This window comes from Caulobacter sp. 05L422, from assembly GCF_056397765.1.
Genome location: NZ_JBFTOB010000007.1, coordinates 158,712 through 183,922, shown reverse-complemented (window position 1 = coordinate 183,922; position 25,211 = coordinate 158,712). Strand labels below are relative to the sequence as shown.

The window sequence follows — 25,211 nt, the reverse complement described above, 5'->3', positions numbered from 1 at the left end:
GTACGGCGACCGATGCGGCTTTCGGGGGTGGTCGAGCGGGAAGCGTTCGTCGGTGGTCTTTAGATGGACGCCTTCGCGACGGTCCTGGGCAGGTTCCCTGAAACACGGGACGAAACCCAGGCGGCGAGGGATCGGCGGACGCGGCAGGCGTGGGCTGAAATCGCCCATGCGGTCCAGGGAACGCCAATTCCTGCCCGTCGGGGGCCTCCATCGGAGCGGGTTAAAAATCCGCGATCCGAAGGCTTCCGGACAACGGCCGCGCGAAGCGTCTGACTTCGTCGAAACGGTACTTATAACTGTAAATCATCCGGGCGAGGCCCGGGCGCTTCGCACCCTCCCCAGCAAGCTCAGCGGGTTTCCCGCGTGAGGACGAGAGATCGTGCCCGCCAACACCTGCCCCCACCTGGCGGCTCCCCACAGGGGCGGAGGACTCCTCTTCCCCTTGTGGGGGAAGACGATCGCGAAGCGATCCGTAGGGGGCAAGTGTTCGCCGGCACGGCCCTTGACGTTTGCCCCCACAACCGCTCCCCTCAAACAAACGTTCGGGAGCGAAACGCCATGGCCTACAAACCCTTCGATCTGACCGGCCGCGTGGCCCTGGTCACCGGCGGCAATCGCGGCATCGGCCTGGGCATGGCCAGCGCCCTGGCCCAGGCGGGCGCCGACATCGTCATCTGGGGCAGCAACGCCGAGCGCAACCAGGCCGCCGAGGTCGAGCTGCTCAAGCACGGGACCCGGGTGAAGGCCCAGGTGGTCGATGTTTCCCAGGAAGACCAGGTCCGCGAGGGCATGGAAGAGGCCGTGGCCGCCATGGGCCGGGTCGACAGCGTGTTCGCCAACGCCGGAGTGGGTTACGGCGCGCCCAGCTTCGTGGAGATGAAGACCGAGACCTATCGCAAGACCCTGGCGGTCAATCTGGACGGGGTGTTCTTCACCTTCCGCGAGGCCTGCCGCCACATGGTCGAGCGGGCCAAGGGCGGCGATCCGGGCGGCTCGATCGTCGGCGTCGCCTCGCTGGCCGCCATCGAGGGCGCGGCCCGTAACCAGGCCTACGCCGCCACCAAGGGCGCTGTGATCTCGATGATGAAGTCGGTCGCCGTCGAGCACGCCCGCTACGGCGTGCGGGCCAACGCCATCCTGCCCGGCTGGATCGCCACCGACATGACCCAGGGCGCCCAAGACAACCCTGCCTTCGCCGAGAAGGTCATTCCCCGCGTGCCGGCCCGGCGCTGGGGCGAACCGGCCGACTTCGGCGGCATCGCCGTCTACCTGGCGTCCGGCGCGTCGAGCTACCACTCGGGCGACACCTTCGTGATCGACGGGGCCTATTCGATCTTCTGAGGAAAGCTGGACGGTTCGGTCCACGAATTCCCCTTAAAAATAAGGGACTTGCGGAACCTTCGGGCCGGTGAGAAGCTTTCCCTGTCGACAGCTTGGGCATCAGACCCGGGCGTCGCCAGAGGAAACGACAGATGACCCCGCAAGACATCGTGGGCCTGGCCCCGCCCAGAGGCATGCTGGCCCTGATCGCGATGATCCTGACCTCGATGGCGGCCTGTTTCTGGACGTCGGAAGCCGAGGTCCAGCCGGAAGTTCTCAAGCGGGACTGAGGCCTGCCCTCGCGGCACGCTTGCCGCCTCGGCTGAAGCGCCCATCCTCCCCGAAAAGACGGGAGGAAACCCAATGACCCTGCACACCCCGCTGTGTGACCTGCTCGGCGTCGAGCATCCGATCCTGCTGGCCGGCATGGGCGGGGTTTCCTATGCGCCGCTGGCGGCGGCGGTCTCCAACGCCGGCGGCTACGGCGTGCTGGGCATGGCCGGGACCAGCCCCGACTTCATCCGCCTGCAGATGGCCCAGGTCCGCGACCTGACCGACAGGCCGTTCGGCGTCGACCTGCTGGCCGCCACCCCCGACGCCCTGACCGCCTCGGTCGACGCGATCATCGAGGGCGGGGCGTCGTCCTTCGTCGCCGGCCTGGGCGTGCCCCTGTCGATCATCGAGCGGCTGAAGGGCGCGGGGTTGAAGGTCATGGTCGTCTGCGGGGCGGTCAAGCACGCGGTGAAGGCGCAAGCGGCCGGCTGCGACGCGGTGATCTGCCAGGGCGGCGAGGGCGGCGGCCACACCGGCCTGGTCGGGACCCTCCCGCTGGTCGCCCAGGCGGTGGACGCGGTCGACATCCCGGTGATCGCGGCCGGCGGCCTCTACGACGGGCGCGGGCTGGCGGCGGCCCTGGCGCTGGGCGCCGAGGGCGTCTGGATGGGCACCCGCTTCATCGCCTCCGCCGAAGCCCATGCCGGCGACCTCTATCGCCAGGCGGTGCTGGAGGCGGCCGATGAGGACACCGTCCGCACCCGGTCCTATTCGGGCAAGCCGATGCGGGTGCGCAAGAACGCCTGGGTCGACGACTGGGAGGCCCGCCCGGCCGACATCCAGCCGTTCCCGCAACAGGCCATCGCCTCGATCCAGGCCGGCGCCATGGGCGGCATCGGCGGCCAGATCGAGGGGCTGGATCCGGACCGGTCGTGCTTCGCGATGGGGCAGAGCGCCGGAGGGATCCGGGAGGTGCTGCCGGCGGGGGAGATCGTGCGCCGGATCATGAGCGAGGCGGAGGCCGCGATCGGGCGGGTGGGGGCTCTACGAGGTTAGTGGCTCCACCCACCTGCCCCCACCTGACCGCTACGCGGTCTGTCCGCCCCCATAGGGGGCGGAGGACACGCATTGATCCTCTTCCCCCTGTGGGGGACGATCGCGAAGCGATCCGTAGGGGGCAAGTGTTCGCCGCCTAGACGCCCTAGGTCTTCACCTCCGGCAGCATCCGCTGGAAATGCGCCTCGACCTGCGCATGGCACTCACACGCCCGCCGCTCCAGCCTCGGCTGGTCCAGGATCTCGATCCGCCCGCGCCCCGTGCGGATCAGCCCCTCGTCCTGCAGCGCCTTGGCCACGGCCGTGACCGTGGTGCGCTGGACGCCCAGCATGTCAGCCAGGGTTTCCTGGGTCAGGCGGATGGTGGCGTCGTTGGCCCGGTCGTGGGTCGACAGCAGCCAGCGGCACATGCGCTGGTCGATGCTGTGCAGCGCGTTGCAGGCCGAGGACTGCATCATCTGAGCCAGCAGCACGTCGGCGTAGCGGGCGAACAGGTCGGCCAGGGCCGGCGAGCGCAGCTTGGCTTCTTCCAGTCGGTTCGTCGGAATGCTCAGGGCCGAACCGGGAATGCGGACCACGGCGCGGCCGTAGGCGGGCTTGAAGCCGGCGCTGACGATGCCGCCGATGGCGCCCTCACGGCCGATAGAGGCCACCTCGATCTCGTCGCCGTCGCGGGTGACCACCAGCAGCGAGGCCATGGTCGAATAGCAGGGCAGGACGGTGCTGACGACGTCCTCGCCGGCCTCGAACAGGGTCTGGCCGACGGCCAGGGTCATCGGCGACAGGTGCGGCGTCAGCATCGCCAGATCGCTGGGGCGCAGGGCGGCCAGCAGGCGGTTGCCGGCGCAGCCCTGGGGCAGCGCGCCGCTCACGACGGCCATTTCAGCAGTGTCGGCCATGTTCGCCTCCTGGAGGACAGCCAAGCTTTTTCCCTAACAAAGCGCGCGACGGGCCGATCAGTTTCCAGTCGACGCGGGACGGGTTCCGAGTCACCGTCCGGCGAAGCTTGGCTCTGGGGGGAGACATCATGCGGGACCGCGCCGTCATCCGACATCGGCTGAGCCAGTACAGCGCCCTGTGGCTGGGCGGTTTCCTGCTGGTGTTGATCGCTGCGGCCGGGGCCAGCCTCGTCGCGGGGTTCGACTTGATCGACGTGGCCGACCTGATCCTGCCGGCCGCCTTCGTCCTGCTGGGCGGGGCCATGGCCTATGGCGTGGGGGCCACGGCGGTGTCGCGGGCCGGCCTGGCGACCAAGAGCCTGGTCACGGCCCTGGGCCTTGTGCTGCTGCTGCCGCTGCTGTGGGCGCCGGTCCTGGCGGTGCTGGTGACGGCGGCGATCGGCGGGGCGGTGATCGAATATTCCACCGCCTATGCCGGGTTCCGGATCGTCGTCAGCCAGATCATCTATCCGCTGGTCTCGCTGTTCACCGAAAGCCCGCTGGCGACGGCGGTGTGGGCGATCTTCCAGGTCGCGGCGTCGGTGATCGGCTTCCTGGCCTCGATGGTCCAGGTCTGGAAGGCGGTGCGGGGCTTCCTGTACGGCGGCGACAGCGATGGGGACGTGGAGACAGCTTAGCTCAGCAGGGTGGGCTTGTGCAGCTGGCCGGTGTCGTCCTGCAGGTGCATGCGGACCGGAAGGCCCACGCCCGTGACCTGTTCGGCCAGGCGTCGGGCCGCGCTCTCGGCCTGCCGGCGGGTCGTATAGGCGCCAACCCGGAGCTGGTCTCCGATGATGGCCCAGGTTTCTCCGACGCGAACCACGCCGTAATGCACTTCAGCCATGACGACCTCCCTGCGCGTGTTGTTCCCCACGTTATCCACAGGGTCGCTCCAAACCGTGGCCTTCGCAAGGCCTGCCGGAGTCTTTTGTGCATCCGCACGGTTCGCCTGAGGCGCGCGGAACCGTGACAAGAGCGCGGTCAGCGGAGATAGTGCGACCCATGAAACGCCTGCCCCTCAACGCCTTGCTCGCTTTGGCCGTTCTGTCCGGACCCATGGCCGGCGCCGGGTCCGCCCTGGCCCAGGATCGTGGACCGGTGGAGCGCCAGACCCTGCTCGACCTGGCCTTCACCCTGGGCGAAAGCCACGCCCTGCGGCAGGTCTGCGAGGGGGGCGGCGACCAGTACTGGCGCTCGCGCATGGTCCGGCTGACCGAGGTGGAGAAGGCCGACCAAGCCTTCGACGCCCAGCTGCGCGACAAGTTCAACGTCGGCTTCGCCGCGCGCCAGGGCGAGTTTGTCAGCTGCGACGACGCCAGCCGCCAGGCCGAGCAGGCGGTCGCCCGCAAGGGGCAGGCCCTGTCGGCCAAGCTGTCCCGGTCGATGCGGACCCGGGCGCCGTCGCAAGCCTCGCAGGACGAAGCGGCGCCGGAAACCGTGGCGAACAACTGAGCCACGCGCTAGGGTCTCTTCCATCGGTTGTGGGAGGCTTTCGCAGTGCTGTCTTACCTTGTTCCGCTGGTGCTCGTGGCGCTGGCGATCTTCCTGGTCGTCAACGTCATCAAGATCGTGCCCCAGGGGCGTGAATTCACCGTCGAGCGGTTCGGCCGCTACACCCGCACGCTGAAGCCCGGCATCAGCATCCTGACCCCGTTCGTCGAGAGCATCGGCCGGCGGGTCAACATGATGGAGCAGGTGCTGGACGTCCCGCAGCAGGAGGTCATCACCAAGGACAACGTCTCGGTGAAGGTCGACGCGATCGTCTTCATCCAGGTGATGGACGCCTCGCAGGCCGCCTATCGGGTCGACAACCTGATGTACGCCATCACCCAGCTGGCCCAGACCAACCTGCGCACCGTGGTCGGCTCGATGGAGCTGGACGAGGTGCTCAGCCAGCGCGACCAGATCAACACCCGGCTGCTGTCGACCATCGACCACGCCACCGGCCCGTGGGGCGTCAAGATCGCCCGCATCGAGATCAAGGACCTGACGCCGCCGGCCGACATCACCAACGCCATGGCCCGGCAGATGAAGGCCGAGCGCGAGCGCCGCGCCGTGATCACCGAGGCCGAGGGCGAAAAGCAGGCCGCCATCGCCCGCGCCGAAGGTCAGAAACAGTCCGCCATCCTCCAGGCCGAGGGCCGCAAGGAAGCCGCCTTCCGCGACTCCGAGGCGCGCGAGCGGGAAGCCGAGGCCGAGGCCAAGGCGACGGCCTTCGTGTCGGAAGCCATCTCCAAGGGCGACGTCAACGCCATCAACTACTTCATCGCCCAGAAGTATGTCGAAGCCTTCGGCGACCTGGCCCGTTCGCCCAACGCCAAGACCGTGATCGTGCCGGCCGACTTCGCAGGCCTGACCGGCACGGTGGCCGGCGTCGCCGAGCTGGTGAAGACCCTGGGCGGCAGCGACGCGGCGCGTCCCGCCGTGCCGCCGACCCCGAAACGCGGAGCCTGACGCCATGCAGGGCCTGATGCTGTTCTACGCCACCCATCCGTTCTGGGTCTGGCTGGCGGTCGCGGCCATCTTCCTGGCGGTCGAGGTGGCCACCGGCACCGGCTGGCTGCTGTGGCCGGCCGCCAGCGCCATGCTGGTGGGGCTGCTGACCCTGGCCGTGGCGCCGGGCCTGCCGATCGAGCTGGGCCTGTTCGCGGTGCTGACCATCGCTTCGACCTACTTCGCGCGCCGGTTCCTGCGGCCGGTGCTGGACGCCGACAACCCCGACCTCAACGACCCGTCGCTGCGCCTGGTCGGCCGCGACGGCGAGGTTCTGGACGGCTTCGCCAACGGCAAGGGCCGGGTGTTCGTCGACGGCAAGGAATGGGCCGCCGTCGTGGCCGACGGACCGGAGCCGGCGGCCGGCCAGAAGGTGCTGGTCGTGGCCATCGACGGCGCGGTGCTGACGGTTCGGTAAGCGACCGGGGACATGCCCTTGTGCGTGTCTCCATCCCCGCGCACGGGAGCCACCGTCTGACCCCTGAGGGTCGGCGGGGACACGCACGAATGCATGTCCCCGGCTTGGCTAGACCTTCAGCCGATACCCGGTCTTGAACACCGCCCACACCGCCGTCAGGCAGGCGGCCAGGAAGCATAGCGTCGCGCCGAAGCTGACGATCGGGTTCAGGTCCGAGACGCCGTAGAAGCTCCAGCGGAAGCCGCTGACCAGATAGACCACCGGGTTGAACAGGGTGATCTTCTGCCAGATCGGCGGCAGCATGCTGATCGAATAGAAGCTGCCGCCCAGGAAGGTCAGCGGCGTGACGATCAGGGCCGGCACGATCTGCAGCTTCTGGAAGTCGGTCGCCCAGACCCCGATCACGAAGCCGAACAGGCTGAAGGTCACCGCCGTCAGAACCAGGAAGCCCAGCATCCAGAAGGGGTGCAGGATTTCGTAAGGCACGAACAGTCGCGCCGTGGCCAGGATCAGCAGGCCCAGGCACACCGACTTGGTCGCCGCCGCGCCCACATAGCCGATCACGGTCTCGATCCACGACACGGGCGCGGACAAGAGCTCGTAGATCGTGCCGGCCCACTTGGGCATGTAGATGCCGAACGAGGCGTTGGAGATGCTCTCGCCCAGCAGCGACAGCATGATCAGGCCGGGGATGATGAAGGCGGCGTAGCTGACCCCGTCGATCGACTGCATGCGCGAGCCGATCGCCGAGCCGAACACCACGAAATAGAGCGAGGTCGACAGCACGGGCGAGAGCACGCTCTGGGCCAGGGTGCGGAACCAGCGGGCCATCTCGAAGCGATAGATGGACTGGATGGCGTGGATGTTCATTTCGCGTCCCTCACCAGGCTGACGAAGATCTCTTCCAGCGAGGATTGGCTGGTGTGCAGGTCCTTGAAGTCGACGCCCTGTTCACCCAGGCGGCGCAGCAGGCCGGCGATGCCGGTCTCCTCGGCCTGGGCGTCGAAGGTGTAGACCAGCTCGTGGCCGTCGGCGGCCAGTTCCAGCGCATAGTCGGAAAGCTTGTCGGGGATGGCGGTCAGCGGGCTCTGCAGCTGCAGGGTCAGCTGCTTCTTGCCCAGCTTGCGCATGAGCACGTCCTTGTCCTCGACCAGGATGATCTCGCCCTTGCTGATCACCCCGATCCGGTCGGCCATCTCCTCGGCCTCCTCGATATAGTGGGTGGTCAGGATGATGGTGACGCCGTTCTCGCGCAGCTTGCGGACCATCTCCCACATGTCGCGGCGCAGCTCGACGTCGACGCCGGCGGTGGGCTCGTCCAGGAACAGGATGGTCGGCTCGTGGCTCAGGGCCTTGGCGATCATCACCCGCCGCTTCATGCCGCCCGACAGCGTCATGATCTTGGCGTCCTTCTTGTCCCACAGCGACAGGTCGCGCAGCACCTTCTCGATATAGGCGTCGTTGCGGGGCTTGCCGAACAGGCCGCGGCTGAACCGGGTGGTGGCCCAGACGGTCTCGAAGGCGTCGGTGTTCAGCTCCTGCGGCACCAGCCCGATCTTGGTCCGCGCGGCGCGGTAGTCCTTGATCACGTCGTGGCCGTCGGCCGTCACCGTGCCGGTGCTGGGATTGACGATGCCGCAGATGATGCTGATCAGCGTGGTCTTGCCGGCCCCGTTTGGACCCAGCAGGGCGAAGATCTCGCCCTGCTTGATGTCGAGATCGATGGTCTTCAGGGCCTGATGGCCGGAAGCATAGGTCTTGGTCAGACCGGAAACGGAAATGATCGCCATGGGGCCCCTGGTGAGCGGCCGTCCCTCCCTGGAACCAGGACCGCCTGAGCCAGATGGGGGAGGGCGGGCGACTTGGCTAGGGCTCATGAGCGGTATGAGCGGAAGTTTGTGGCGTGGAGCGCGCCGCCGTCCGGGTCCCGCGACCGCAACCTGTGCGACATCGAGCAACTTTACCGGTGTTGGACGTCATGTTACGGCAAAGCTTGGGGGGACGATTCAGATGTTGGCGACGGCTATTATCGTGTGCGCCTTGGCGTCCGCCGGGCTCGGTCAGGTCGAGGCGAGCGTATCGGCTCCGACCCCGGCGCCACAGGCCCCGCCAGCGGCCTCGCCCGTTCCGGCGCCGCCTCCCGAGGCCCCGCCCGCTCCGGTGCTGCGATTGGCCGCCGGCTCCCAGATCGAGGTCGAGCTGGTCGACGCCCTGAGCTCCCGCGTCAACAAGCTGGGCGACAAGTTCACGATCCGCCTCGTGCAGCCGATTTCCAGCCAAGGCGCCGATATCGTCGCCGCCGGCGCCACGGGCCAGGGTGAAGTCATCGACGCCGCCCGGGCCGGGATGGGCGGCAAGCAAGGCAAGCTGATCATCTCCGCCCGCTTCATGGACCTGAACGGACGACGCGTTCGCGTCCGCGGGATGACGTTCATGGCCGCCGGAAAAAGCCGCGTCGATCTGGCGACCGGGGTGCTGCTGGTGCCCTACGCGGGCGTGGCGGCGGTCTTCATCCAGGGCGGAGAGATCGAGATGCCCGCGGGCGCGCGGGCCACGGTTCGGCTGGCCGAAGACCTGGAACTTCCGGTCGGCGCGACGACACCATCAACGACTGCAGAAACGGGAAAGTTCTAAGTGAAAAAGCTTCTACTCGCGGCTGGGGCCGCTCTCTCGCTGGCGTTCGGCGCATCGGCCTTCGCTCAGGAAGCGACGCAAAGCGCGCCCGCGCCCGCTCCGGAAGCCGCCGTCGCTCCGGCTCCGGACGCGGCCGCCGCTCCGGCCCCGGACGCCGCAGCGACTCCGGAAGCGGCGCCGCCGGCGGCCGCGACCAGCGCGTCCGGCAAGGGACGCATCTACTTCTTCCGGCCGGGCCGCCTGCCCGGGGCGATCTACACCTATCACATCGTCGAGGTGGGCGATGACGGCAAGCCCGCCAAGGACGCCCCGGAGCTGGGCGACCTGCCGAACGGCGGCGCCTTCACCATCGAGGTCGAGCCCGGCATCCACAGCTACAACATCACCGGCCCGATGGCGGTCAACAAGGCCGAGGATCGGCTGCGGCTGGAAGTCGAACCGGGCGAGACCTACTACGCCGAGCAGACCGTGCGCATGGGCATGGTGACGGGCGGCTTCCGGCTGGTGCCGGCGGACGAGGCTCGGTTCAAGAGCTCGAAGGTCAAGCTGGACAAAGGCAAGAAGAAGTAGCCTCCCGGCCCAAGGTCGGGATGACGGCCGAGCGGTGGAAGATCACCGCGCCGGCAGCGGCGGCAGGTCCAATCGCCGCTTCTCGGCCATCTCGCCGTACAACCCTACGATCCTCCGATGTCGGGCCAGGTCCCCCGCCGTCTCCACCGCCTCGTGCAGGGCGATCAAGCCCCGGCGCAGGGCGGCGTTGGCGCGGTCCAGGGCTTCCAGCGACAGGTCCGTGGGGCCGATGGAGGCGAGCTCGGCGTACTGGACGCCATAGGCGTCGGCCGCCTCGGCCAGCACGGCGGCGATGGCCGCGTTCTCCCAGACCCGGGCCGTGGTCCCGCGCTCGACCTCTTGCGCGGCCAGAAGCGACAGCAGGGCGATCACCCCCACGCGGCCGGTCATGAACTCGCCTTGGGATTCCACGGGGGCGGGGATGGCCAGGCACATGAAGTTGCCGCGCAGGATGTCGGGCAGGGCCGGGGTCATCAGATCGCCTCCAGCCTGGCCAGGCGATCGGCCAGGATCAGGTCGTGCCGCCGCGCGGTGTACCAGCCCGAGATCGCCAGGATCGGGTCGACGAAGCCGCCGTCGCGATATTCCTTGGCCGCCGAGGTCCAGATCGCCTGGCCCTTCACGGCGTTGAACAGCGACCACCAGGCCAGGGCCTCGCGGTCAACCGTCAGGCCGCTGGCCGCTTGCCACAGGGCGATCGCTTCGGCCTGGGGGATCAGCCCCGCGACCTTGCCCTCGTCGAAGTGGTTCCACAGCGGATCGAAGGCCCAGCCCAGGTCTTCGACCGGATCGCCCAGATGGGCCATCTCCCAGTCGAGGATGGCCAGGATCGTCCCCGCCCCGTCGTGCATGAAGTTGCCGGAGCGGTAGTCGCCATGGACGATGCCGATCCGTTGGGCCGGCGGCGGCGGGTGGCGATAGAGCCAGCGGATCGCCGCCCGGACGATCGGCTGCGGATGCTGTTCGTCGGCCTCGATCACGCCGGACCAGTGGTCCAGGGCGATGCGCCAGCAGTCCTCCGGAGCCGGCGCGGGGGCCGCCTCGCGGATCGGCGTCCCCTCGTGGTTCAGCGCCGCCAGCTTGCCCAGGGTCGTGAAGAACTGTTCGCCCAGAGCCACCGCATGCTCGCCGTAGGGATCGAACACGAACGGCGAGGGCACGGTCCCGCCGTCGATCCGCTCCATCAGGAAGAACGGCCGCTCCAGCGGCCCGCCGCTTTCCTCCAGGGCGATGGCCTGGGGGACCGGCACGTGGCCGTGGACGGTGCGGTAGGCCAGGAACTCCAGCCGCCGGTCGGTCTCGATCAGGCTGCCGGGCGGATCGCGGCGCAGGATCATGCCGCGCGTCACGCCCCCGGTGTCGGCGTCCAGGCGATAGGTTTCGCGGCTGGCCCCGCCGGGGATGCGCGACAGGTTGGTCACCGCCGTCGGCGCGCCCCACAGGTCGGTCAGATAGGTCTCCAGGCCCGCCCGAAGGTCGCTCATGGGGCCATGTCCAGGATCGACTTGAAGCCGGACGGCGCGTGTGGTCCGAGCGCCAACTGCTCGAACACCCCGCGCGCGACCTTCGTCGTCCCGTCCGCCCCGCGCCAGGTCACCTTCGACAGGGCCTGGACGTGCAGGTGAAAGGGCAGGGACCGATCCAGGTCGGCCAGGATCAGGTCCTCGCGCTCGACCTTCAGCTTGCCGTGGTTTAGCCCGTGCCCCCAGACCGGATGGCCGTAGCCCAGGCCCAGCATGAAGAACTCGGCCTGGGGCGCGATGTCGACCTCGCCGCCGTCCGGCAGGTGGATCGTGCCTCGCGCCGCGTGCCGCGTGCCCGAGCGCCAGTCGACGCCGTAGTCCACGGTGTCGAAGTCCGTGGCCCCGTCGCGGTCCGAGCCCAGCGGCGCCCAGACGGCTCGCCGGTTCCAGGCCCGGCCGTGCTCGTCGTCATTGGTGTGGAAGAACAGGTCGCCGTCCGGGAAGGCGCACGGGCTCCATAGCCAGAAGAACTGCGGCAGGACCTGCGGAGCCATCTCCTGCGGATCGCGCGCGCCGATCGGCCGCACGCCCCACGAGCGGTCGCGGGTGCCGACGAAACCGGCCAGGTCGTGGCGCCGGCCGTCGACCTCTATCCAGCCCGAATAGGACCCGTTCTGGGTCAGGCGGGTGTAGTCCAGCAGGGTGCGCGGTCCGATCCGGCGGGTGAAGCGCGGCTCCTCAATCGGAAACGAGCGACCCTCGAAGGTGACCTCGGCCCGCACGCCCTGGTCGGGCGCCTCGACCGTGATCCTCAGGCGGCGCAGCGGTTCCAGCACCTGGATGGTGATGGGCCCCACTGTCAGGTCCATCCGCTCCATCTCCAGCCAGCGGCTGGCGTGCAGGTTCACCTGCTTGCCGTCCTTCATCCAGCAGAAGGCGGCGTCGGCGATGTTGAGGTGCGGATAGATCCCGAACGCCGCCGCGAAGAAGGCGTCGTCATCCCCTTCCTGCCGATAGCCGTTGAAGAAGTAGCGGTCGTAGAAATTGCGGTCGGTGCCGGCATAGGCCACCGGCTCGGCCGTCTGGTGGATCGGATAATCGTCGCCGCGCGTCAGGGCCATCTCAGGCCGTCCCGCCCGGGGTGAACTCGACCTCCAGCTTGCTGATGGCGTGGACGAAGTTGTTGGGGGCGATGTCGATCTCGCCGGTCCAGCGGATGTCGGGGAAGCGGCCCAGGATCTGGCGGTAGGCCTCTTCCAGCTGGATCTGCGCCACCCGCTTGCCGATGCAGACGTGCGGGCCGTAGCCGAAGGCGATGTGCTTGTCGGCGTTGGGCCGGGTGATGTCCAGCTGGTCGGGGTTGGCGAACACCGCCTCGTCGCGATTGGCCGCCCCGTAGTACATGACCACCTTCTCGCCCTCGCGGATGGCCTGGCCGGCGATCTCGGCGTCGCGTGCGGCCGTGCGGCGCATGTAGATCACCGGGCTGACCATTCGGATGAACTCGTTGACCGCCCCGCCCATCAGCGACGGGTCGGCGATCAGCCGGGCCTTCTGGTCGGGGAACTCGGTCAGCAGCTTCATCGTGCCCGACAGGGTGTTGCGGGTGGTGTCGTTGCCGGCGAAGACGATCAGCAGCCACGAGCCGTCCAGGTATTCGTCGCTGAGCAGGGTCCCGTCGACCTGGGCGCGGGCGATGGCGCTCATCAGGTCGGCCTGCGGATCCTGCCGCCGCTTGTGCAGCATGGTGCGGCCGTACTCGAACATCTCCTCGACGTTGGTGTTGAAGTCCTGGACGAACTGCATGAGTTCAAGCGTCGGGGTGATCGGGGCCAGGGCCTGCTTCAGGGCCAGGTCCTGGGCCATCTCCAGATAGTGCATCCACTTCAGGAACTTGCCGCGATCCTCGGCCGGCACGCCCAGGATCTCGCACAGGGTGAACAGCGGCAGCTTGGACGAGAACGCCTCGACCAGGTCGCAGCGGCCCAGCGGCGCCATCTCGTCCAGCAGTCGGCTCACCTCGGCCCGCACCGCCTCGGTGACGCCGCGCAGATAGGCGGGGGTGAAATAGGTCATGTGCTCGCGGCGCAGCTGGATGTGCTCGGCGCCGTCGAGATTGATCATGGTATCCATCGAGGCGCGATAGAGCAGGGCGTGGCGCTTCTGAGGGTCGCCGTGCGCCATCAGTATGCCGCCCTTGCGCGACGAGAAGGTCTGGGGATCGGCCTCGACCGCCATGATGTCGGTGTGACGGGTGATCGCCCAGAAGCCGGGGCCGCCATAGGGCTCGGGGTGCCACATCACCGGCGCCTGGGCCCGTAGCCGGGCGAAATCGCCATAGGGCTGGCCCCGGGTGAACTGCTCGATGTTGGAGAGGTCGACACCGTCCAGCGTGGGGAACAGCGTCGGGGCGCCGGGCCCCTCGACGCCGTCGACCGCGGTTTCGCTGACAAGCTGCATGGCCATGCGCGTCTTCCCTATGAGCCCGCGCACTCCGTCGCGTGACGCCTTCGAGTAGTTCAGACGACACTTGTCGTGTCAATCAACTGGCGTCGAATCTGGAGGCATGGCAAAATCTGGGTGCGGCTGGGGACAGGCACATGTGCCTGTCCCCGTGTTGGGCGCGGCGGAGGAAGTTGTGGCGAGAGCGGCGGTGGAAAAGACGGGCGGCCTGCGCGAGGCCCAGCGCCAGCTGACCCGCGAACGGCTGATCGACGCCGCCGTCGCCCTGTTCGGCCGGCGCGGCTTTCGGGCCGTGACCATCGAGCAGATCGCCGCCGAGGCCGGCGCCAACCGCGCCACCTTCTATCTGCACTTCCGCAACAAGGAGGACGTGGCCAACGCCATCGGCGACCGGCTGGTCCCCAACATCCAAGCCACCTTCGCGGCGCTGGACGCGATCCCGGATCCGAGCCTGGAGGACGTCCGCGCCTGGCTGGCCCAGGGCATGGCCGAGCAGACGGAGGAGCGCCGCAACCTGCTGGCCGTGGCCACCGAGGCCAATGTCGCCGACCCCGACCTGGCCGACGACTACCTGCGCTTCATCAACATGTTCATCGACGCCATGCCCAACTACCTGGCGCGGTTCTCCGACGCCGAGCGGCCGGCGGCGCGCACGCGGATGCTGATGCAGCTCGTGCAGTTCGAGCGGCTGTCCTACGTGATGGTGGTGCAGCGGGCCTCGGCCCCGCTGGAACCGCTGCTGGACGCGCTGGCGGAGAGCTGGTGGCGGTTGTTGACGGGGAAGTAGTCCGCCCATGCCGGGGACATGCGCTCGCGCGTGTCCCCACCTCCTGGCGCCTCGCCTCTGAAGGGGACACGCGGCAAGTGCATGTCCCCGACCGGTCAAGCCTTACCCGGCACGTCCACCACGGCCGCCGGGTCGACCGCCCGCTTGTAGCCCCAGTCCGTCTTGACCGTCGCGCCGTCCTTGGCCGCGGACTCCAGGATCGCCTGCATCAGGCGCATGTCCTGCAGGCCCTCCTCGCCGGGCGAGACCATCGGGGCCTTGCCGCGCACCACGTCGGCCATCCAGTCCATCTCGCGGGCGAACTGGTCGCTCTGCGGTGCGGGGACCGGCGGCTGTGCCGAACCGCCCTTGACCACGGTCAGTCGGTTGCCGCCGTAGAAGGCGGCGGGATCGGCCACCAGCCGGCCCTGCTCGCAGATCGCCTCGAAAGCCATGGTCGGGGCGTAGTTGAACGAGGTCGAGCCGTTGGCGATCACGCCCGAGGGGAAGCGGAACTGCCAGTTGATCAGGTCCTCGGTCTCCTTGAACCGCGGATCGGAACGGTCTGTCTGGGCCCAGGCCTGGACGGCGATCGGCTCCTCGTTCAGCAGGTAGCGGGCGGCGTTGACGCCGTAGACGCCCATGTCGCCCAGGGCCCCGCCGCCCGACATCTTGCCGTCCAGCCGCCAGGCGTCGGACGGATCGGAGGGGTCGGCCTGCCGCCCCATGGTGGTGTTGATCTGCCGGACCTTGCCCATCGACTTGGCGCGCAGGCGACGCATGACGTCCAGGTTCTGCGGCTCGTAGTGGCAGCGATAGGCGATCATCAGGTGGCGCTTGGCGGCCTTGGCGGCGGCGATCATCGCCTCGGCGTCGGCGGTGGTGGTCGCCATCGGCTTCTCGCACAGCACGTGCTTGCCGGCCTTCAGCGCCCGGATCGTGTGCTCGGCGTGCATCGAGTTGGGCAGCACGATGTAGACGACCTGGATGCGCGCGTCTTTGGCGATGCGGTCGTAGTCGTCGTAGCCGTAGACCGCGTCGGCCGGCAGGCCGTTCTCGGCGGCCACGCGCTTGGCCTTCGCCGGATCGCCGCTGACCACGGCCGCCAGCCTGGCGCCCTTGGCGACCTTCAGGCCGGGGATCAGCTGGCCCAGGCTCAGCTTGCCTAGGCCGACGATGGCGAAACCGATCTTGTCGCTGTCGGCCATGGCCGTCCCCTGTGTGTTCGAGACCGTCGGCGCGAGCGCCGCCGTGGCGCCGGCGGCGCCGATAAGGCTGCGTCTGGAAATGCGGTTTGGCATGACGTTTCCTCGTGTTTCTAGCGAACCTTGCCGGACGCGTTCTCCAGCACGACGTCGGTCAGGACCGCCGTGTCCAGGGTGACGGGCAGATGCGAGGTGAAGCCGATCCCGACATAGAACGGCCCGTCCAGATGCAGCTTCAGCGGCGCGCCGTACTGGTGCATCGGCTCGCCACGCTCGCTGACCCACAGGGTGAAGTCGTCGCCCGATTTCTGGATGCCGATCCGCTTGGCGTGCATCGTCACCAGGCTGTCGGGGCTGGCGCCGCCGGGCAGGCCGCCGCGGCTGCCGATCCGGTATTCCATGTCGTCGATCCGCGCGCCCTTGGCCGGGCGGCGGGCGATATGGATCATGCCCGCGCCGTGCAGGGCGACCAGGGCCTCGGGGGAGTCGTCGTCCAGGGTCTGGCGGATGACCAGCACCGCCTTGCGGTCGCCGTAGCCCTCGGCGTCGGGATAGACGATGTCGGCGGCCAGCGAGACGTCGCCCGACATCTTCCTCCAGAGGAAGCGGAATTCGTCGCGCGTGTACCAGACGTTATAGCCGGCCGAGGTGATGGTGTAGGCGCCGTCCTTGAAGCTGGCCGAGCCGGGGACGAGCGCCGAACCGACGTCGGCCTGTCCCTCGAACACCCCGATCGGCGTGGCGATCACCGTCGTGGGGCGGTGGAAGTCGGGCGGCGGCGGACGCTGCTTGTGGGTCGGACTGTCGGGATAGGCCCAGTCCGGCGCGACCGGCGCCGGGACTTGGGCCGAGGCTGAGCCCGCCAGGGCCTGGAAGGCGGCGGTCAGCAGCAGGGCGCGGAGCTTCGACATCGTGCGCCTCCGCCGTCAGTGCTGGGGATCGGCGGCGGTGAAGGGCGAGCAGCAGGGCTTGCCGATGGCGTGGAACTCCATGATCTCGGCCCGCGTGCCGTCGGGATCGAACAGGTTCAGCTGCCACTTGGCGTCGCGCCCGATCTTGGGCGTCTCCTTCTGGCCTTCCAGGCGGTCGCCGTTCCACAGCAGGGTGTAGGCCAGGCGCGTGTCGGGCACGCCCAGCGAGAAGTGGTCCAGAACGCCGGCCGTCGCCTGGCTCATGCCGGGCGGCGTTCCCCGACCCTCGGGCGGGGCGACGACCATGTATTCCAGCCAGTCGGTCCCATCCGGGACCTGCAGCGAGATCCAGCTCGGTGTGTCGTCCTTCATGCCGCCGAACCAGTAGGGTCGGAAGCCCAGGATGTGGCGATAGAAGGCGTCTTGCTTGGCGCGGTCGTGGACGATGAAGCCGACGTGGATGATGTGGCTGGACAGCGGGTTGACCGCGATCGCCGGCGGGTTGGCCGGCGGCTGGACGAACTGGACCTTCACACCCTCCGGGTCGACCACGTCGAACCAGCGGCCGCCGTCGGCGCCGGTCTCGACCTTGGCGGGGACGGCCACCCCCTTGGCGGCCAGATAGGCGCGCAGGCCTTCCGCGTCGGGGGTGTTGAAGGCAGCGTGGTCCAGTCGGTCGACCTTGGACGGGCCGGGCGGCAGGGGCAGGACCTCGACGAACTGGGTCGGGCTGAAATAGTAGCGCGCGCCGGCGGGGTTCTCGGGATCAGGGCCCTTCACCGCGCCCAGGTCGCGGACATAGAAGGCCTCGCTCTTGGCAGGGTCGGCCGCGTGGACCGCCAGGTGCGAGACCGAGACGATCGGCGGCCGGCCGGGCGTCGCCGCCTGGGCGCCGCCGAAGGACAGGATCGTCAAGGCAAGGGCGATGGCCCGCATGATCGCTTCGCTCCCGTGACCCTTCGTTCTCCATGGACGAAGGTTTCAGGCCGCAGGATAGCGCGGAATGGTAGCGTTACCAGAACAATGTTGCGCGACGTTCGTAGGGCTTGCCAGACCAGTATTGAACGCAAACAGCGCCCGTGCCGAGGGGGGAGGGCACGGACGCTGCGCTTGCAGGACGCTGGGGCCGGCCGGGGGGAGAAGCCGGGTTGTCCGCGTCGAGTAAGAGATTGGGATTCGAACCGGGCTTCGCAACGGCGCGACCAAGGTCATTTCGCGGCGGGTTCGTTTCAGAGGGGCGACCTTGTTTCGGGGCGGTTCAGTCGGCCGCTTCAGGAATCGTCTTGAAGTGGTCGGGGACATAGCTCCGGGCCAGCGAGGCCTGATCGAAGATGTCGAGTGACGGCAGTTCGGACAGCACGCCCACCGCCTCGGACGATAGTTCGACCGGCGCTTCGGGGCTGTTCTTGGTGAAGGTCGTGCGCACGATCACGCCCGCTGGCGAGATGTCGTAGGTGCGGATGTTGTCCTTATCGGTCAGGACGACGCGGTCGGCCTCGCCGTAAGGTGTCCGGACCACGCCCTTCCATTCGACCGCCGTGAAGGCCTTGTTGGTGTTGATGCCGCAGGCGACGCGGGCGACCGACGGGCCCTCGACGGTCTTGCCGGTCACCAGCGACAGCGCCGAGCCGGTCTGGGCCCTGCAGTCGGCGATCACCCGGTCGCGGGGCGTCTCCACGCGGTGCTTGTCTCCCGCATGGAACTCAGCGGCCCATTCCTGGGTCGGCTGGCCGTCGTGTGAGAGTTCGGTCCAATAGTACGCGGCGTAGGTCGCCTGGGTGGTTTTGCTGCGGTCGACGGCCGCCTTGACCTTGCCGGTCAATTCGACGGACGGCGCGGCCTGATCGCATCCCGTCAGCAGGGTCGCGACGAGGGCGGCGGCCTGGGCCGTCGGGAAAACGAGTTTCATTGGCGAGGATCCCGATACGCTTCAAGGCGGCAAGCTTAGCCATGGGCGGGGTCTAGCGGAAGGACCACCGTCCTATCCCCCGAACCGCGCCCGATAGGCCTGGGGCGTCGTGGCCAGCGACTTCCTGAAGTGGTGGCGCAGGGCCGGCGCGCCGAAGCCGACGGCCTGGGCGATCTGCTCGACGCCGGCCGGGGTGGTCTCCAGCAGGTCGCGAGCCCGGGCCAGGCGTTCGGCCAGCAGCCAGCGGGCCGGGGTCGTGCCGGTGGCGGCCTCGAAGCGGCGCAGGAAGGTGCGGGGGCTCATGCCGGCAGCGTCGGCCAGGGCCTTGACCGTATGCTCGCGGGCGAGGTCGGCGCGCATGCGGTCCAGGATCGGCGACAGGCGCGAGGCCTCGTGGGCGATCGGCACCGGACGCTGGATGAACTGGGCCTGGCCGCCGTCGCGGTGCGGCGGGATCACCAGCCGCCGGGCCACGGTGTTGGCGGCTTCCGGGCCGAAGTCGCGGCGCACCAGGTGCAGGCCCAGGTCCAGCCCCGCGGCGCTGCCGGCCGAGGTCATGACGTCGCCTTCGTCGACATAGAGCACGTCGGGCTGCACATCGATGTCGGGATGGAGGGCGCGCAACTTGTCGACATAGCGCCAGTGGGTCGTGGCCCGCCGTCCGGTCAACAGCCCCGCCGCCGCCAGCACGAACACGCCCGAGCAGATCGACATCACCCGCGCACCATTGGCATGAGCCGCTTGGAGCGCCTCGATCAGCGGCCGGGGCACGGGCGTGTCGGCCCCGCGCCAGCCGGGGGCGATGATCGTGCCGGCCCGCTCGACCAGCTCCAGCCCGCCGTCGGGGATCACCTGCACGCCGCCCAGGCCGCGCAGCGGACCCGGCTCGATCGCCGCCGTCGCGAACGTGTACCAGTCCGGCCCCATCTCGGGCCGGGGCAGGCCGAACAGCTCGACCGCCACCCCGAACTCGAAGGTGCACAGGCCGTCATAGGCCAGGGCGACGACGCGCCTGTTGGCTGGTCCGGCCGCTTTCGAAGGGTTTGGCATGATCTTTACGGTCATTGTCGATCACGCCAACTAACGCGCGGTCATGCTCTGGGGCAAGTCTTCCTCGTCAACCGAGGAGATCGCCATGAGCTTTGTGTCCGCCATCCCCGCCGCGCCGTCCGCCGAGGCCGCCGCCCACTTCGCCCGTCGCCTGGCCCTGGAGACCGACTGTTCCGACGTCGGCGCGTCGATGCGGGCCGGCCAGACCGATTTCGTCCTGCTGCACGTGGTGGGCTCGCCGGAGGCCTATGCCCGCCGCCACGTGCCCGGCGCGATCCACCTGCGTCACGCCGACATGAGCGCCGAGCGCATGGCGGAATGGCCGGCCGACACCCTGTTCGTGGTCTATTGCGCCGGCCCGCACTGCAACGGCGCCGACCGCGCGGCGCTGAAGCTGGCGCTGCTGGGCCGCCCCGTGAAGCTGATGATCGGCGGCGTCACCGGCTGGGAGGACGAAGGCCTGCCGTTCGCCACGGGCGCCGAGCCGGGAAGCTTGGCGGCCTAGGGCGGCGTACCCACATTCGTCATCCCTGCACCACGCGGGGATGACGATTGGGGGGCGGGACTGGCATGACCTATCGACGCCTCGCGCGGTCCGAACTGCCGATCGATACGGCCGCCCTCGCACGGTTCCTGATCGGCAAGGTGGTCGTGCGCGAGACGCCGGAGGGCGTCGCCAGCGGCTTGATCGTCGAGACCGAAGCCTATGTCGTCGGCGACGCGGCGGGGCACGCCTACCGGGGCATGACGCCCCGCACGCGCTCGCTGTTTCTCGAGCCCGGCCACGCCTACATCTATCTGGCCTGTGGCGTCTCCTGGATGCTGAACGTGTCGAGCGAGGCGGCCAGGAGCCGGGTGAAATCGGGGAGGGCGTCAGGATCGGCCTTTCCAAGGAGACGGACCGCGTCTTGCGCTTCCATGTTCGGAGCAGTCCGTTCGTCAGCGGCCCCAAGTCGCTCAACCTCTAGCGGGGACGCCCATGGACAAGCCGCTTCCCGACATCGTCAAGCCGGGCCTGGACGTGGTGTTCTGCGGCTTGAACCCCGGCCTTTCCGCCGCGGCGGCGGGGCATCACTTCGTCGGTCGGAGCAACCGGTTCTGGCGCGTATTGCACTCGGCCGGGTTCACCCCGATCCAGATCGCGCCGGAGCGGGACGCCAGCCTGCTGGACTACGGCCTGGGCGTCACCAGCGTGGTCGAGCGGCCGGCCGCCGGTGTCGATGACCTGGCGCGGTCGGAATTCGTCGACGCCGCCGCCGGGTTCGAGCTTTGGGTGCGCCGGTACGCGCCGCGCCATGTGGCCTTCCTGGGCAAGGCGGCCTATGGCGCGATGCTGGGTCGCCGGACCGTGGCGTGGGGCCGGCAGGCCGAGCCGTTCGGCGGCGCCGTCGCGTGGGTGCTGCCCAATCCCAGCGGCCGCAATCTGAGCTTCAGCCTGGACGCCCTGGTGGCGGCCTTTCGGGAGCTGCGGCTGGCCGTCGAGGGCGACTAGGCCTTCTCGCCCAGCGCCTTCAGCATGCCCAGCCGTGCCAGCTCGTCGGCGCGCTCGTTGTGGACGTGGCCAGCGTGGCCCTTGACCCAGCGCCAGTCGACCTCGTGACGGGCCCGGGCGGCGTCCAGGCGCTGCCACAGGTCGACGTTCTTGACCGGGCTCTTGTCGGCGGTCTTCCAGCCCTTGGCCTTCCAGCCGTGGATCCACTGGGTGACGCCCTTCATCACGTACTGGCTGTCGGTGTGCAGCTCGGCCTTGGTCGGCTTGTTCAGCGCTTCCAGGGCCTGGATGGCGCCCATCAGCTCCATGCGGTTGTTGGTGGTCGCCAGGTCGCCGCCGCACAGCTCCTTCTTCTTGTCGCCGTACATCAGCAGGGCGCCCCAGCCGCCCGGGCCGGGATTCCCGCGGCAGGCGCCGTCGGTGTAGATGATCAGCTTGGGGGTCACGCGCCGGCTCCGAACAGGCTGAGGCCTTCGCGGTGCACGGCCAGCTTGCGCTCGTATTCCAGCGGGTCCTTCGGCTTGACCAGCGCCCCGGCCGGGGTCGCGCCCCAGTCGGCCAGGCGGGTCAGGAAGAAGCGCATCGCCGCGCCGCGGGCCAGGATCGGAATGGCGTCGCGCTCGGCCGGACTCAGCGGCCGGCGACGCTCGTAGCCGGCGATCAGGGCCCTGGCCGAGGTTATGTTGAAGCTGCCGTCGGCCTCGAAGCACCAGGCGTTCAGGGTCACGGCGATGTCGTAGGCGTAGGCGTCGTCGCAGGCGAAGTAGAAGTCGATGGCCGCCGCGAACTTGCCGTCCGGCTTGAAGAACACGTTGTCGGGGAAGTAGTCGGCGTGGATCACGCCCGCCGGCAGGCCGCGCGGCCAGGCCAGGGCCAGCTCGGCCAGGTCCTTGTCGATGGTGGCGGCGAGACCCGGCTTCAGGCCGTCGGCGTCCTTGCGGTGCTTGGCGAACAGCGGGGCCCAGTGCGGCTGGCCCAGGTCGTTGGCGCGGCGGGCCGGATAGCCTTCGCCGGCCAGGTGCAGCCAGGCCAGGCCCTCGCCGGCCTCGCGGCAGTGGGCGACGGTGGGGCGGCGGGCCGACAGGCCGGGCAGGAACTCGACCAGGGCGGCCGGCTTGCCGCGGATGGTCTTCAGCGTCGCGCCCGAACGGTCGGCGATCGGCTTGGCGCTGGGATAGCCGCGATCGGCCAGCCAGGTCAGCAGGTCGAGGAAATAGGGCAGGTCCTCGGGCTTGGCGCGCCGCTCGTAGACAGTGAGGATGAAGCGGCCGGTGGTGGTCTCCAGCAGGAAGTTGGAGTTCTCCACCCCCTCGGCGATGCCCTTGAACGCCACGGCCTGTCCCAGGTCGTAGTCGCCCAGGAAGGCTGAGAGTTCGTCGTCGGTGATGTCGGTGTAGACGGCCATGGCGCGGGGATGCGGGAGCGGGCGCTGGCGGTCAAGTGCGAGCGATCGTGCTTTTCGTCGGCCAGGCCCGAGAAAAGCTGGAACGATCGGCGACGCTCGAGATCATTGAGCGCCGCCGACGCGTCCTACATGCGTTCCGGCGCTTCGATGCCCAGCAGGTTCAGGGCCAGCTCCAGCTGCCGCAGCGTCGTCTCGGCCAGGGCCAGGCGCGAGGCCCGGATCGCCGGTTCGTCGGCGCCGAGGATCGGGCAGGCGGCGTAGAACTTCGAGAAGGTCTGGGCCAGCTTGTAGGCGTGCTCGGCGATGAAGTTGGGGGCCTTCTTGTCGTAGGCCTCCGACAGGGCGCCTTCGAACGCGTCCAGCAGCAGGGTCAGGTCGCGCTCGGCCGGCTCGCCGACGACGATCGGGCCCGAGACGACCTTCTGCTCGGCGGCCTTGCGCAGGATGCTCTTGATGCGCACCGACTGGTACAGCAGGTACGGCCCGGTCTTGCCCTCGAAGCTGGTGAAGCGGTCGAGGTCGAAGACGTAGGAGGTGCCGCGGAAGTTCTGCAGGTCGGCGAACTTCAGGGCGGCGATCCCCACCTTGTGGGCGGTGTCCTCGAAAGCCTCTTCCGAGAGTTCCGCGCCCAGGCCGGCTTCGCGCAGGCGCTCGCGGGCCTTCTCGCGGGCCATCTCGATCAGGTCGTGCAGCTTGAGCACCCCGCCGGCGCGGGTCTTGAACGGCTTGCCGTCGCTGCCGTTCATGGTGCCGAAGCCGATGTGCTCCAGCCCGCCCGGCTCGGCGTAGCCGGCCAGGTACGAGGCGCGGAACACCTGCTCGAAGTGGTCGGCCTGGCGCTGGTCCACGCAATAGAGGATCAGGTGCGGGTCGAACGTCTTGCGGCGGTCCAGGATCGTGGCCAGGTCGGTCGTGCCATACATGGCCGAGCCTTCCGACGACACGACCAGCAGCGGGTCGGGGCTCTCGACCTCGACCACCGAACCGTCGGGCAGCTTCTTCTTCTTGGTCTCGCCGGGACGGGCGACGCGGACGATCCGGGCGCCCTGGTCGTCGACCAGCAGGCCCTTGACCTCCAGCTGGCGGACCATCGGGGCGATCAGGTCCTGCACGTCGCTCTCGCCCTTCCAGAGGTCGAAGTCGACGCCCAGGGCATGGAACTCGCGCTCCAGGGCCACGCGGCTGATGTTGACGAAGTGACGCCACAGCAGGCGGTAGCCGAAGCGGCCGTTCTGCAGTTCGGCGGTGGCCTTGCGGGCCTTTTCCTTGAACTCCGGATCGTCCTTCTGGCGCTGCGAGGCGGCCGGGTAGAGGCGGTCCAGGTCTTCCAGCGTCACGCGCTGGGCGAACTCGGCCATGACCTTGGCCTCGTCGGCGGCGGAGAAGCCGCGAGGGGCCTCGACCAGGCGCTCGAGCAGGGCGCGGATGAAGGCGTCCTCCTCCATGATGGCGCTGATCAGCAGCCCCATCTGGAAGCCCCAGTCGCCGAAGTGGGCGTCGCCCACCACGTCGTCGCCGCGGAAGCGGTACAGGCGCTTGACCGACTCGCCGATGATCGAGGCGCGCAGGTGGCCCACGTGCATCGGCTTGGCGACGTTGGGGCCGGCGTAGTCGACCAGCACGCGGCGCGGGGCGGCCAGGGGCTCGGCCCCGGCGCGCGGATCGGCGGCGATCTCGTTGGCGCGGGTCGACAGGGCGTCGCTGCTGACGCGCATGTTGATGAAGCCGACGCCGGCGATCTCGACGGAGGCCAGGCGCGGGTCGGTCTTCAGGATGTCGACGACCTGCACGGCGATCTCGCGCGGATTGCGCTTGGCGCTCTTGGCGGCCGCCAAGGCCCCGTTGCATTGGAAGTCGGCCAGGTCGGGCCGGTCGGACGCGGTGACGCGACCGAAGTCGGGGGACAGTCCGGCGGCCTGGAAGGCGGCCGCGGCCGCCTCGCTCAGGGACCGCTTCAAATCACTCATGGCTTGGGCGTGTTTCCGGGTTGGGCCGTCTGGGCCTGCTGGGTCTGGCCGGCGTTGACGCGGAAGCGCTTGCCGTCACGATTGAAGGCGGCCATTTCCGGGGTCACGTCGAAGCCGATCAGGACCTCGAAATTGCCGCCGCTGACCTTTTCGTCGGCGCGCGGGATGGTGATGGTCTGCAGCGTCTGGTTCGCATAGACGCGATCCTGGCCCTGCGGGAAGGTCACCGGCAGGTCGAAATATTCCTTGGCCAGGACGTCCTTGTTGCGCTCGGTGACCGCGACCCAATAGCGATAGGTCTTCTGGGCGCCGGTCGCCTGCGGGCCGCGGCCCAGCGCGAACAGCAACTGGACCTGCATCCTGATCGGGTCGTTGCTCTTGTAGGCGCAGCCCGAGGTCAGGCCCTGGATCTCGCCGGTGTAGGCGGTCTGGGCGGCGGCCTCCTTGCCGTCCTTGAACTCGACATAGCGGCTGGCGTCGTACAGCACCTTCACATAGGGGCACGGGCCGGCGTTGCGCAGTTGAGCCAGGGGAGCCTTGGGCTGGTTCCACTCGTCGTCGCGCTTCTTCTTCTTGGCGGCCTGGTCGCCGTCGTCCTGGCCTTGGCCGCCGGGACGCCCGCCCTGCTGGGCGTGGACGGTCGTCGCCGTGGCGGCGATCGAGAGGGCCATCAGGGCGCTGAGGGCGACAGAAAGATTGCGGCGCATGAAACGTCCGGTTCGAGATTGGAAAGCTTGAGCGGGATTCCCCGCCAGCGTCATGGAGCCTGATAAAGGCATATGCGTGACGTCGCAATGTACAGCAGGTTTCAACAGGATGCGGCGGACTTTTAGACCAGACTCGATTGGCCCGCTGGCGCGGGCCGCCCGGAACCCTTAG

The 25,211-nt window shown here is 68.9% G+C and carries 29 protein-coding genes and 1 pseudogene; 13 read left to right on the top strand and 17 right to left on the bottom strand.

Annotated features, from left to right (window positions below; genetic code table 11):
- Positions 1 to 558 precede the first annotated feature (558 nt).
- From AC1DMQ_RS09270 to AC1DMQ_RS09260, 3 genes are all read left to right on the top strand, one after another.
- Positions 559 to 1,341, top strand: a complete 783-nt coding sequence (locus tag AC1DMQ_RS09270) for an SDR family NAD(P)-dependent oxidoreductase (RefSeq protein ID WP_477033263.1) — start codon at positions 559 to 561, stop codon at positions 1,339 to 1,341.
- Between the two features lie 131 nt (positions 1,342 to 1,472).
- The gene (locus AC1DMQ_RS09265; RefSeq protein WP_477033262.1) at positions 1,473 to 1,610 is read left to right on the top strand and encodes a hypothetical protein; all 138 of its coding nucleotides are present in this window, start codon (positions 1,473 to 1,475) and stop codon (positions 1,608 to 1,610) included.
- Between the two features lie 73 nt (positions 1,611 to 1,683).
- Complete coding sequence (locus AC1DMQ_RS09260; protein ID WP_477033261.1) at positions 1,684 to 2,649, top strand: NAD(P)H-dependent flavin oxidoreductase; 966 nt, start codon at positions 1,684 to 1,686, stop codon at positions 2,647 to 2,649.
- Positions 2,650 to 2,794: 145 nt separating this feature from the next.
- Here AC1DMQ_RS09260 and AC1DMQ_RS09255 read toward each other — a convergent pair whose 3' ends face one another.
- The gene (locus AC1DMQ_RS09255; protein ID WP_477033260.1) at positions 2,795 to 3,547 is read right to left on the bottom strand and encodes a Crp/Fnr family transcriptional regulator; all 753 of its coding nucleotides are present in this window, start codon (positions 3,545 to 3,547) and stop codon (positions 2,795 to 2,797) included.
- A 128-nt stretch (positions 3,548 to 3,675) separates the two neighbouring features.
- Here AC1DMQ_RS09255 and AC1DMQ_RS09250 point away from each other — a divergent pair, with 128 nt between their 5' ends.
- Entirely contained in the window at positions 3,676 to 4,224 is a 549-nt protein-coding gene (locus tag AC1DMQ_RS09250) for a hypothetical protein (RefSeq protein WP_477033259.1), read from the top strand.
- On the opposite strand, the gene AC1DMQ_RS09245 is transcribed toward AC1DMQ_RS09250, so the two are convergent.
- On the bottom strand, positions 4,221 to 4,430 hold the full coding sequence (locus AC1DMQ_RS09245; protein ID WP_477033258.1) for a hypothetical protein: 210 nt from the start codon (positions 4,428 to 4,430) through the stop codon (positions 4,221 to 4,223). The two genes, AC1DMQ_RS09250 and AC1DMQ_RS09245, sit on opposite strands and share 4 nt — an antisense overlap.
- Before the next feature lie 158 nt (positions 4,431 to 4,588).
- On the opposite strand from AC1DMQ_RS09245, the gene AC1DMQ_RS09240 reads away from it, so the two are divergent.
- From AC1DMQ_RS09240 to AC1DMQ_RS09230, 3 genes are read left to right on the top strand one after another with little or no spacing between them, the layout of a single operon-like run.
- Positions 4,589 to 5,038, top strand: a complete 450-nt coding sequence (locus AC1DMQ_RS09240) for a TIGR02301 family protein (protein ID WP_477033257.1) — start codon at positions 4,589 to 4,591, stop codon at positions 5,036 to 5,038.
- A gap of 48 nt (positions 5,039 to 5,086) precedes the next feature.
- Positions 5,087 to 6,040: an SPFH domain-containing protein gene (locus tag AC1DMQ_RS09235; protein WP_477033271.1), complete on the top strand. Its 954-nt coding sequence runs from the start codon at positions 5,087 to 5,089 to the stop codon at positions 6,038 to 6,040.
- 4 nt (positions 6,041 to 6,044) lie between these two features.
- The gene (locus AC1DMQ_RS09230; protein WP_477033256.1) at positions 6,045 to 6,497 is read left to right on the top strand and encodes an NfeD family protein; all 453 of its coding nucleotides are present in this window, start codon (positions 6,045 to 6,047) and stop codon (positions 6,495 to 6,497) included.
- A gap of 108 nt (positions 6,498 to 6,605) precedes the next feature.
- Here AC1DMQ_RS09230 and AC1DMQ_RS09225 read toward each other — a convergent pair whose 3' ends face one another.
- Positions 6,606 to 7,367, bottom strand: a complete 762-nt coding sequence (locus AC1DMQ_RS09225; protein WP_477033255.1) for an ABC transporter permease — start codon at positions 7,365 to 7,367, stop codon at positions 6,606 to 6,608.
- Positions 7,364 to 8,287, bottom strand: a complete 924-nt coding sequence (locus tag AC1DMQ_RS09220) for an ABC transporter ATP-binding protein (RefSeq protein WP_477033254.1) — start codon at positions 8,285 to 8,287, stop codon at positions 7,364 to 7,366. The genes AC1DMQ_RS09225 and AC1DMQ_RS09220 overlap by 4 nt, the downstream gene beginning before the upstream one ends.
- Positions 8,288 to 8,507: 220 nt before the next feature.
- Between AC1DMQ_RS09220 and AC1DMQ_RS09215 the strand changes: the two genes are divergently transcribed.
- On the top strand, positions 8,508 to 9,131 hold the full coding sequence (locus tag AC1DMQ_RS09215) for a hypothetical protein (RefSeq protein ID WP_477033253.1): 624 nt from the start codon (positions 8,508 to 8,510) through the stop codon (positions 9,129 to 9,131).
- Complete coding sequence (locus AC1DMQ_RS09210; RefSeq protein ID WP_477033252.1) at positions 9,132 to 9,701, top strand: hypothetical protein; 570 nt, start codon at positions 9,132 to 9,134, stop codon at positions 9,699 to 9,701.
- A gap of 42 nt (positions 9,702 to 9,743) precedes the next feature.
- Here AC1DMQ_RS09210 and AC1DMQ_RS09205 read toward each other — a convergent pair whose 3' ends face one another.
- The 4 genes from AC1DMQ_RS09205 to AC1DMQ_RS09190 are packed head-to-tail and all read right to left on the bottom strand — an operon-like array spanning position 9,744 to position 13,624.
- Positions 9,744 to 10,175: a hypothetical protein gene (locus AC1DMQ_RS09205; protein WP_477033251.1), complete on the bottom strand. Its 432-nt coding sequence runs from the start codon at positions 10,173 to 10,175 to the stop codon at positions 9,744 to 9,746.
- Entirely contained in the window at positions 10,175 to 11,185 is a 1,011-nt protein-coding gene (locus AC1DMQ_RS09200; protein ID WP_477033250.1) for a phosphotransferase family protein, read from the bottom strand. Before AC1DMQ_RS09200 ends, AC1DMQ_RS09205 begins: the two co-directional genes overlap by 1 nt.
- Positions 11,182 to 12,285 carry an Rv3169 family protein gene (locus AC1DMQ_RS09195; protein WP_477033249.1) on the bottom strand — a complete coding sequence of 368 codons (1,104 nt, stop codon included), beginning with the start codon at positions 12,283 to 12,285 and terminating at the stop codon, positions 11,182 to 11,184. The genes AC1DMQ_RS09200 and AC1DMQ_RS09195 overlap by 4 nt, the downstream gene beginning before the upstream one ends.
- Position 12,286: 1 nt before the next feature.
- Entirely contained in the window at positions 12,287 to 13,624 is a 1,338-nt protein-coding gene (locus AC1DMQ_RS09190) for a cytochrome P450 (protein WP_477033270.1), read from the bottom strand.
- A gap of 193 nt (positions 13,625 to 13,817) precedes the next feature.
- On the opposite strand from AC1DMQ_RS09190, the gene AC1DMQ_RS09185 reads away from it, so the two are divergent.
- Positions 13,818 to 14,414, top strand: coding sequence for a TetR/AcrR family transcriptional regulator (locus AC1DMQ_RS09185; RefSeq protein WP_477033248.1), 597 nt, complete (start codon positions 13,818 to 13,820; stop codon positions 14,412 to 14,414).
- Positions 14,415 to 14,509: 95 nt separating this feature from the next.
- On the opposite strand, the gene AC1DMQ_RS09180 is transcribed toward AC1DMQ_RS09185, so the two are convergent.
- The 5 genes from AC1DMQ_RS09180 to ftrA all read right to left on the bottom strand — a co-directional run bounded on the left by AC1DMQ_RS09180 (position 14,510) and on the right by ftrA (position 19,468).
- Complete coding sequence (locus AC1DMQ_RS09180) at positions 14,510 to 15,694, bottom strand: Gfo/Idh/MocA family protein (protein WP_477033247.1); 1,185 nt, start codon at positions 15,692 to 15,694, stop codon at positions 14,510 to 14,512.
- 17 nt (positions 15,695 to 15,711) lie between these two features.
- On the bottom strand, positions 15,712 to 16,509 hold the full coding sequence (locus tag AC1DMQ_RS09175) for a hypothetical protein (protein WP_477033246.1): 798 nt from the start codon (positions 16,507 to 16,509) through the stop codon (positions 15,712 to 15,714).
- Between the two features lie 15 nt (positions 16,510 to 16,524).
- Positions 16,525 to 17,445 carry a VOC family protein gene (locus AC1DMQ_RS09170; protein ID WP_477033245.1) on the bottom strand — a complete coding sequence of 307 codons (921 nt, stop codon included), beginning with the start codon at positions 17,443 to 17,445 and terminating at the stop codon, positions 16,525 to 16,527.
- Between the two features lie 322 nt (positions 17,446 to 17,767).
- Entirely contained in the window at positions 17,768 to 18,418 is a 651-nt protein-coding gene (locus AC1DMQ_RS09165; RefSeq protein ID WP_477033244.1) for a hypothetical protein, read from the bottom strand.
- A gap of 72 nt (positions 18,419 to 18,490) precedes the next feature.
- Complete coding sequence (gene ftrA / locus AC1DMQ_RS09160) at positions 18,491 to 19,468, bottom strand: transcriptional regulator FtrA (protein WP_477033269.1); 978 nt, start codon at positions 19,466 to 19,468, stop codon at positions 18,491 to 18,493.
- 85 nt (positions 19,469 to 19,553) lie between these two features.
- Here ftrA and AC1DMQ_RS09155 point away from each other — a divergent pair, with 85 nt between their 5' ends.
- The 3 genes and pseudogenes from AC1DMQ_RS09155 (at position 19,554) to mug (ending at position 20,960) form a co-directional block, all read left to right on the top strand.
- Positions 19,554 to 19,973: a rhodanese-like domain-containing protein gene (locus AC1DMQ_RS09155; RefSeq protein WP_477033243.1), complete on the top strand. Its 420-nt coding sequence runs from the start codon at positions 19,554 to 19,556 to the stop codon at positions 19,971 to 19,973.
- Positions 19,974 to 20,038: 65 nt separating this feature from the next.
- Positions 20,039 to 20,254: pseudogene (locus AC1DMQ_RS09150) on the top strand (DNA-3-methyladenine glycosylase); the annotation flags it as partial.
- Between the two features lie 193 nt (positions 20,255 to 20,447).
- On the top strand, positions 20,448 to 20,960 hold the full coding sequence (gene mug / locus AC1DMQ_RS09145; RefSeq protein ID WP_477033242.1) for a G/U mismatch-specific DNA glycosylase: 513 nt from the start codon (positions 20,448 to 20,450) through the stop codon (positions 20,958 to 20,960).
- On the opposite strand, the gene rnhA is transcribed toward mug, so the two are convergent.
- The 4 genes from rnhA to AC1DMQ_RS09125 all read right to left on the bottom strand — a co-directional run bounded on the left by rnhA (position 20,957) and on the right by AC1DMQ_RS09125 (position 25,039).
- Positions 20,957 to 21,406, bottom strand: coding sequence for a ribonuclease HI (gene rnhA / locus AC1DMQ_RS09140; RefSeq protein ID WP_165190629.1), 450 nt, complete (start codon positions 21,404 to 21,406; stop codon positions 20,957 to 20,959). The genes mug and rnhA overlap by 4 nt on opposite strands.
- Positions 21,403 to 22,365, bottom strand: coding sequence for a homoserine kinase (gene thrB / locus AC1DMQ_RS09135; protein WP_477033241.1), 963 nt, complete (start codon positions 22,363 to 22,365; stop codon positions 21,403 to 21,405). The genes rnhA and thrB overlap by 4 nt, the downstream gene beginning before the upstream one ends.
- 125 nt (positions 22,366 to 22,490) lie before the next feature.
- A complete protein-coding gene (locus tag AC1DMQ_RS09130) occupies positions 22,491 to 24,332 on the bottom strand; it encodes an arginine--tRNA ligase (protein ID WP_477033240.1) in 1,842 nt (613 codons plus the stop codon).
- Positions 24,329 to 25,039 carry a Tat pathway signal sequence domain protein gene (locus AC1DMQ_RS09125; protein ID WP_477033239.1) on the bottom strand — a complete coding sequence of 237 codons (711 nt, stop codon included), beginning with the start codon at positions 25,037 to 25,039 and terminating at the stop codon, positions 24,329 to 24,331. Before AC1DMQ_RS09125 ends, AC1DMQ_RS09130 begins: the two co-directional genes overlap by 4 nt.
- Positions 25,040 to 25,211 lie beyond the last annotated feature (172 nt).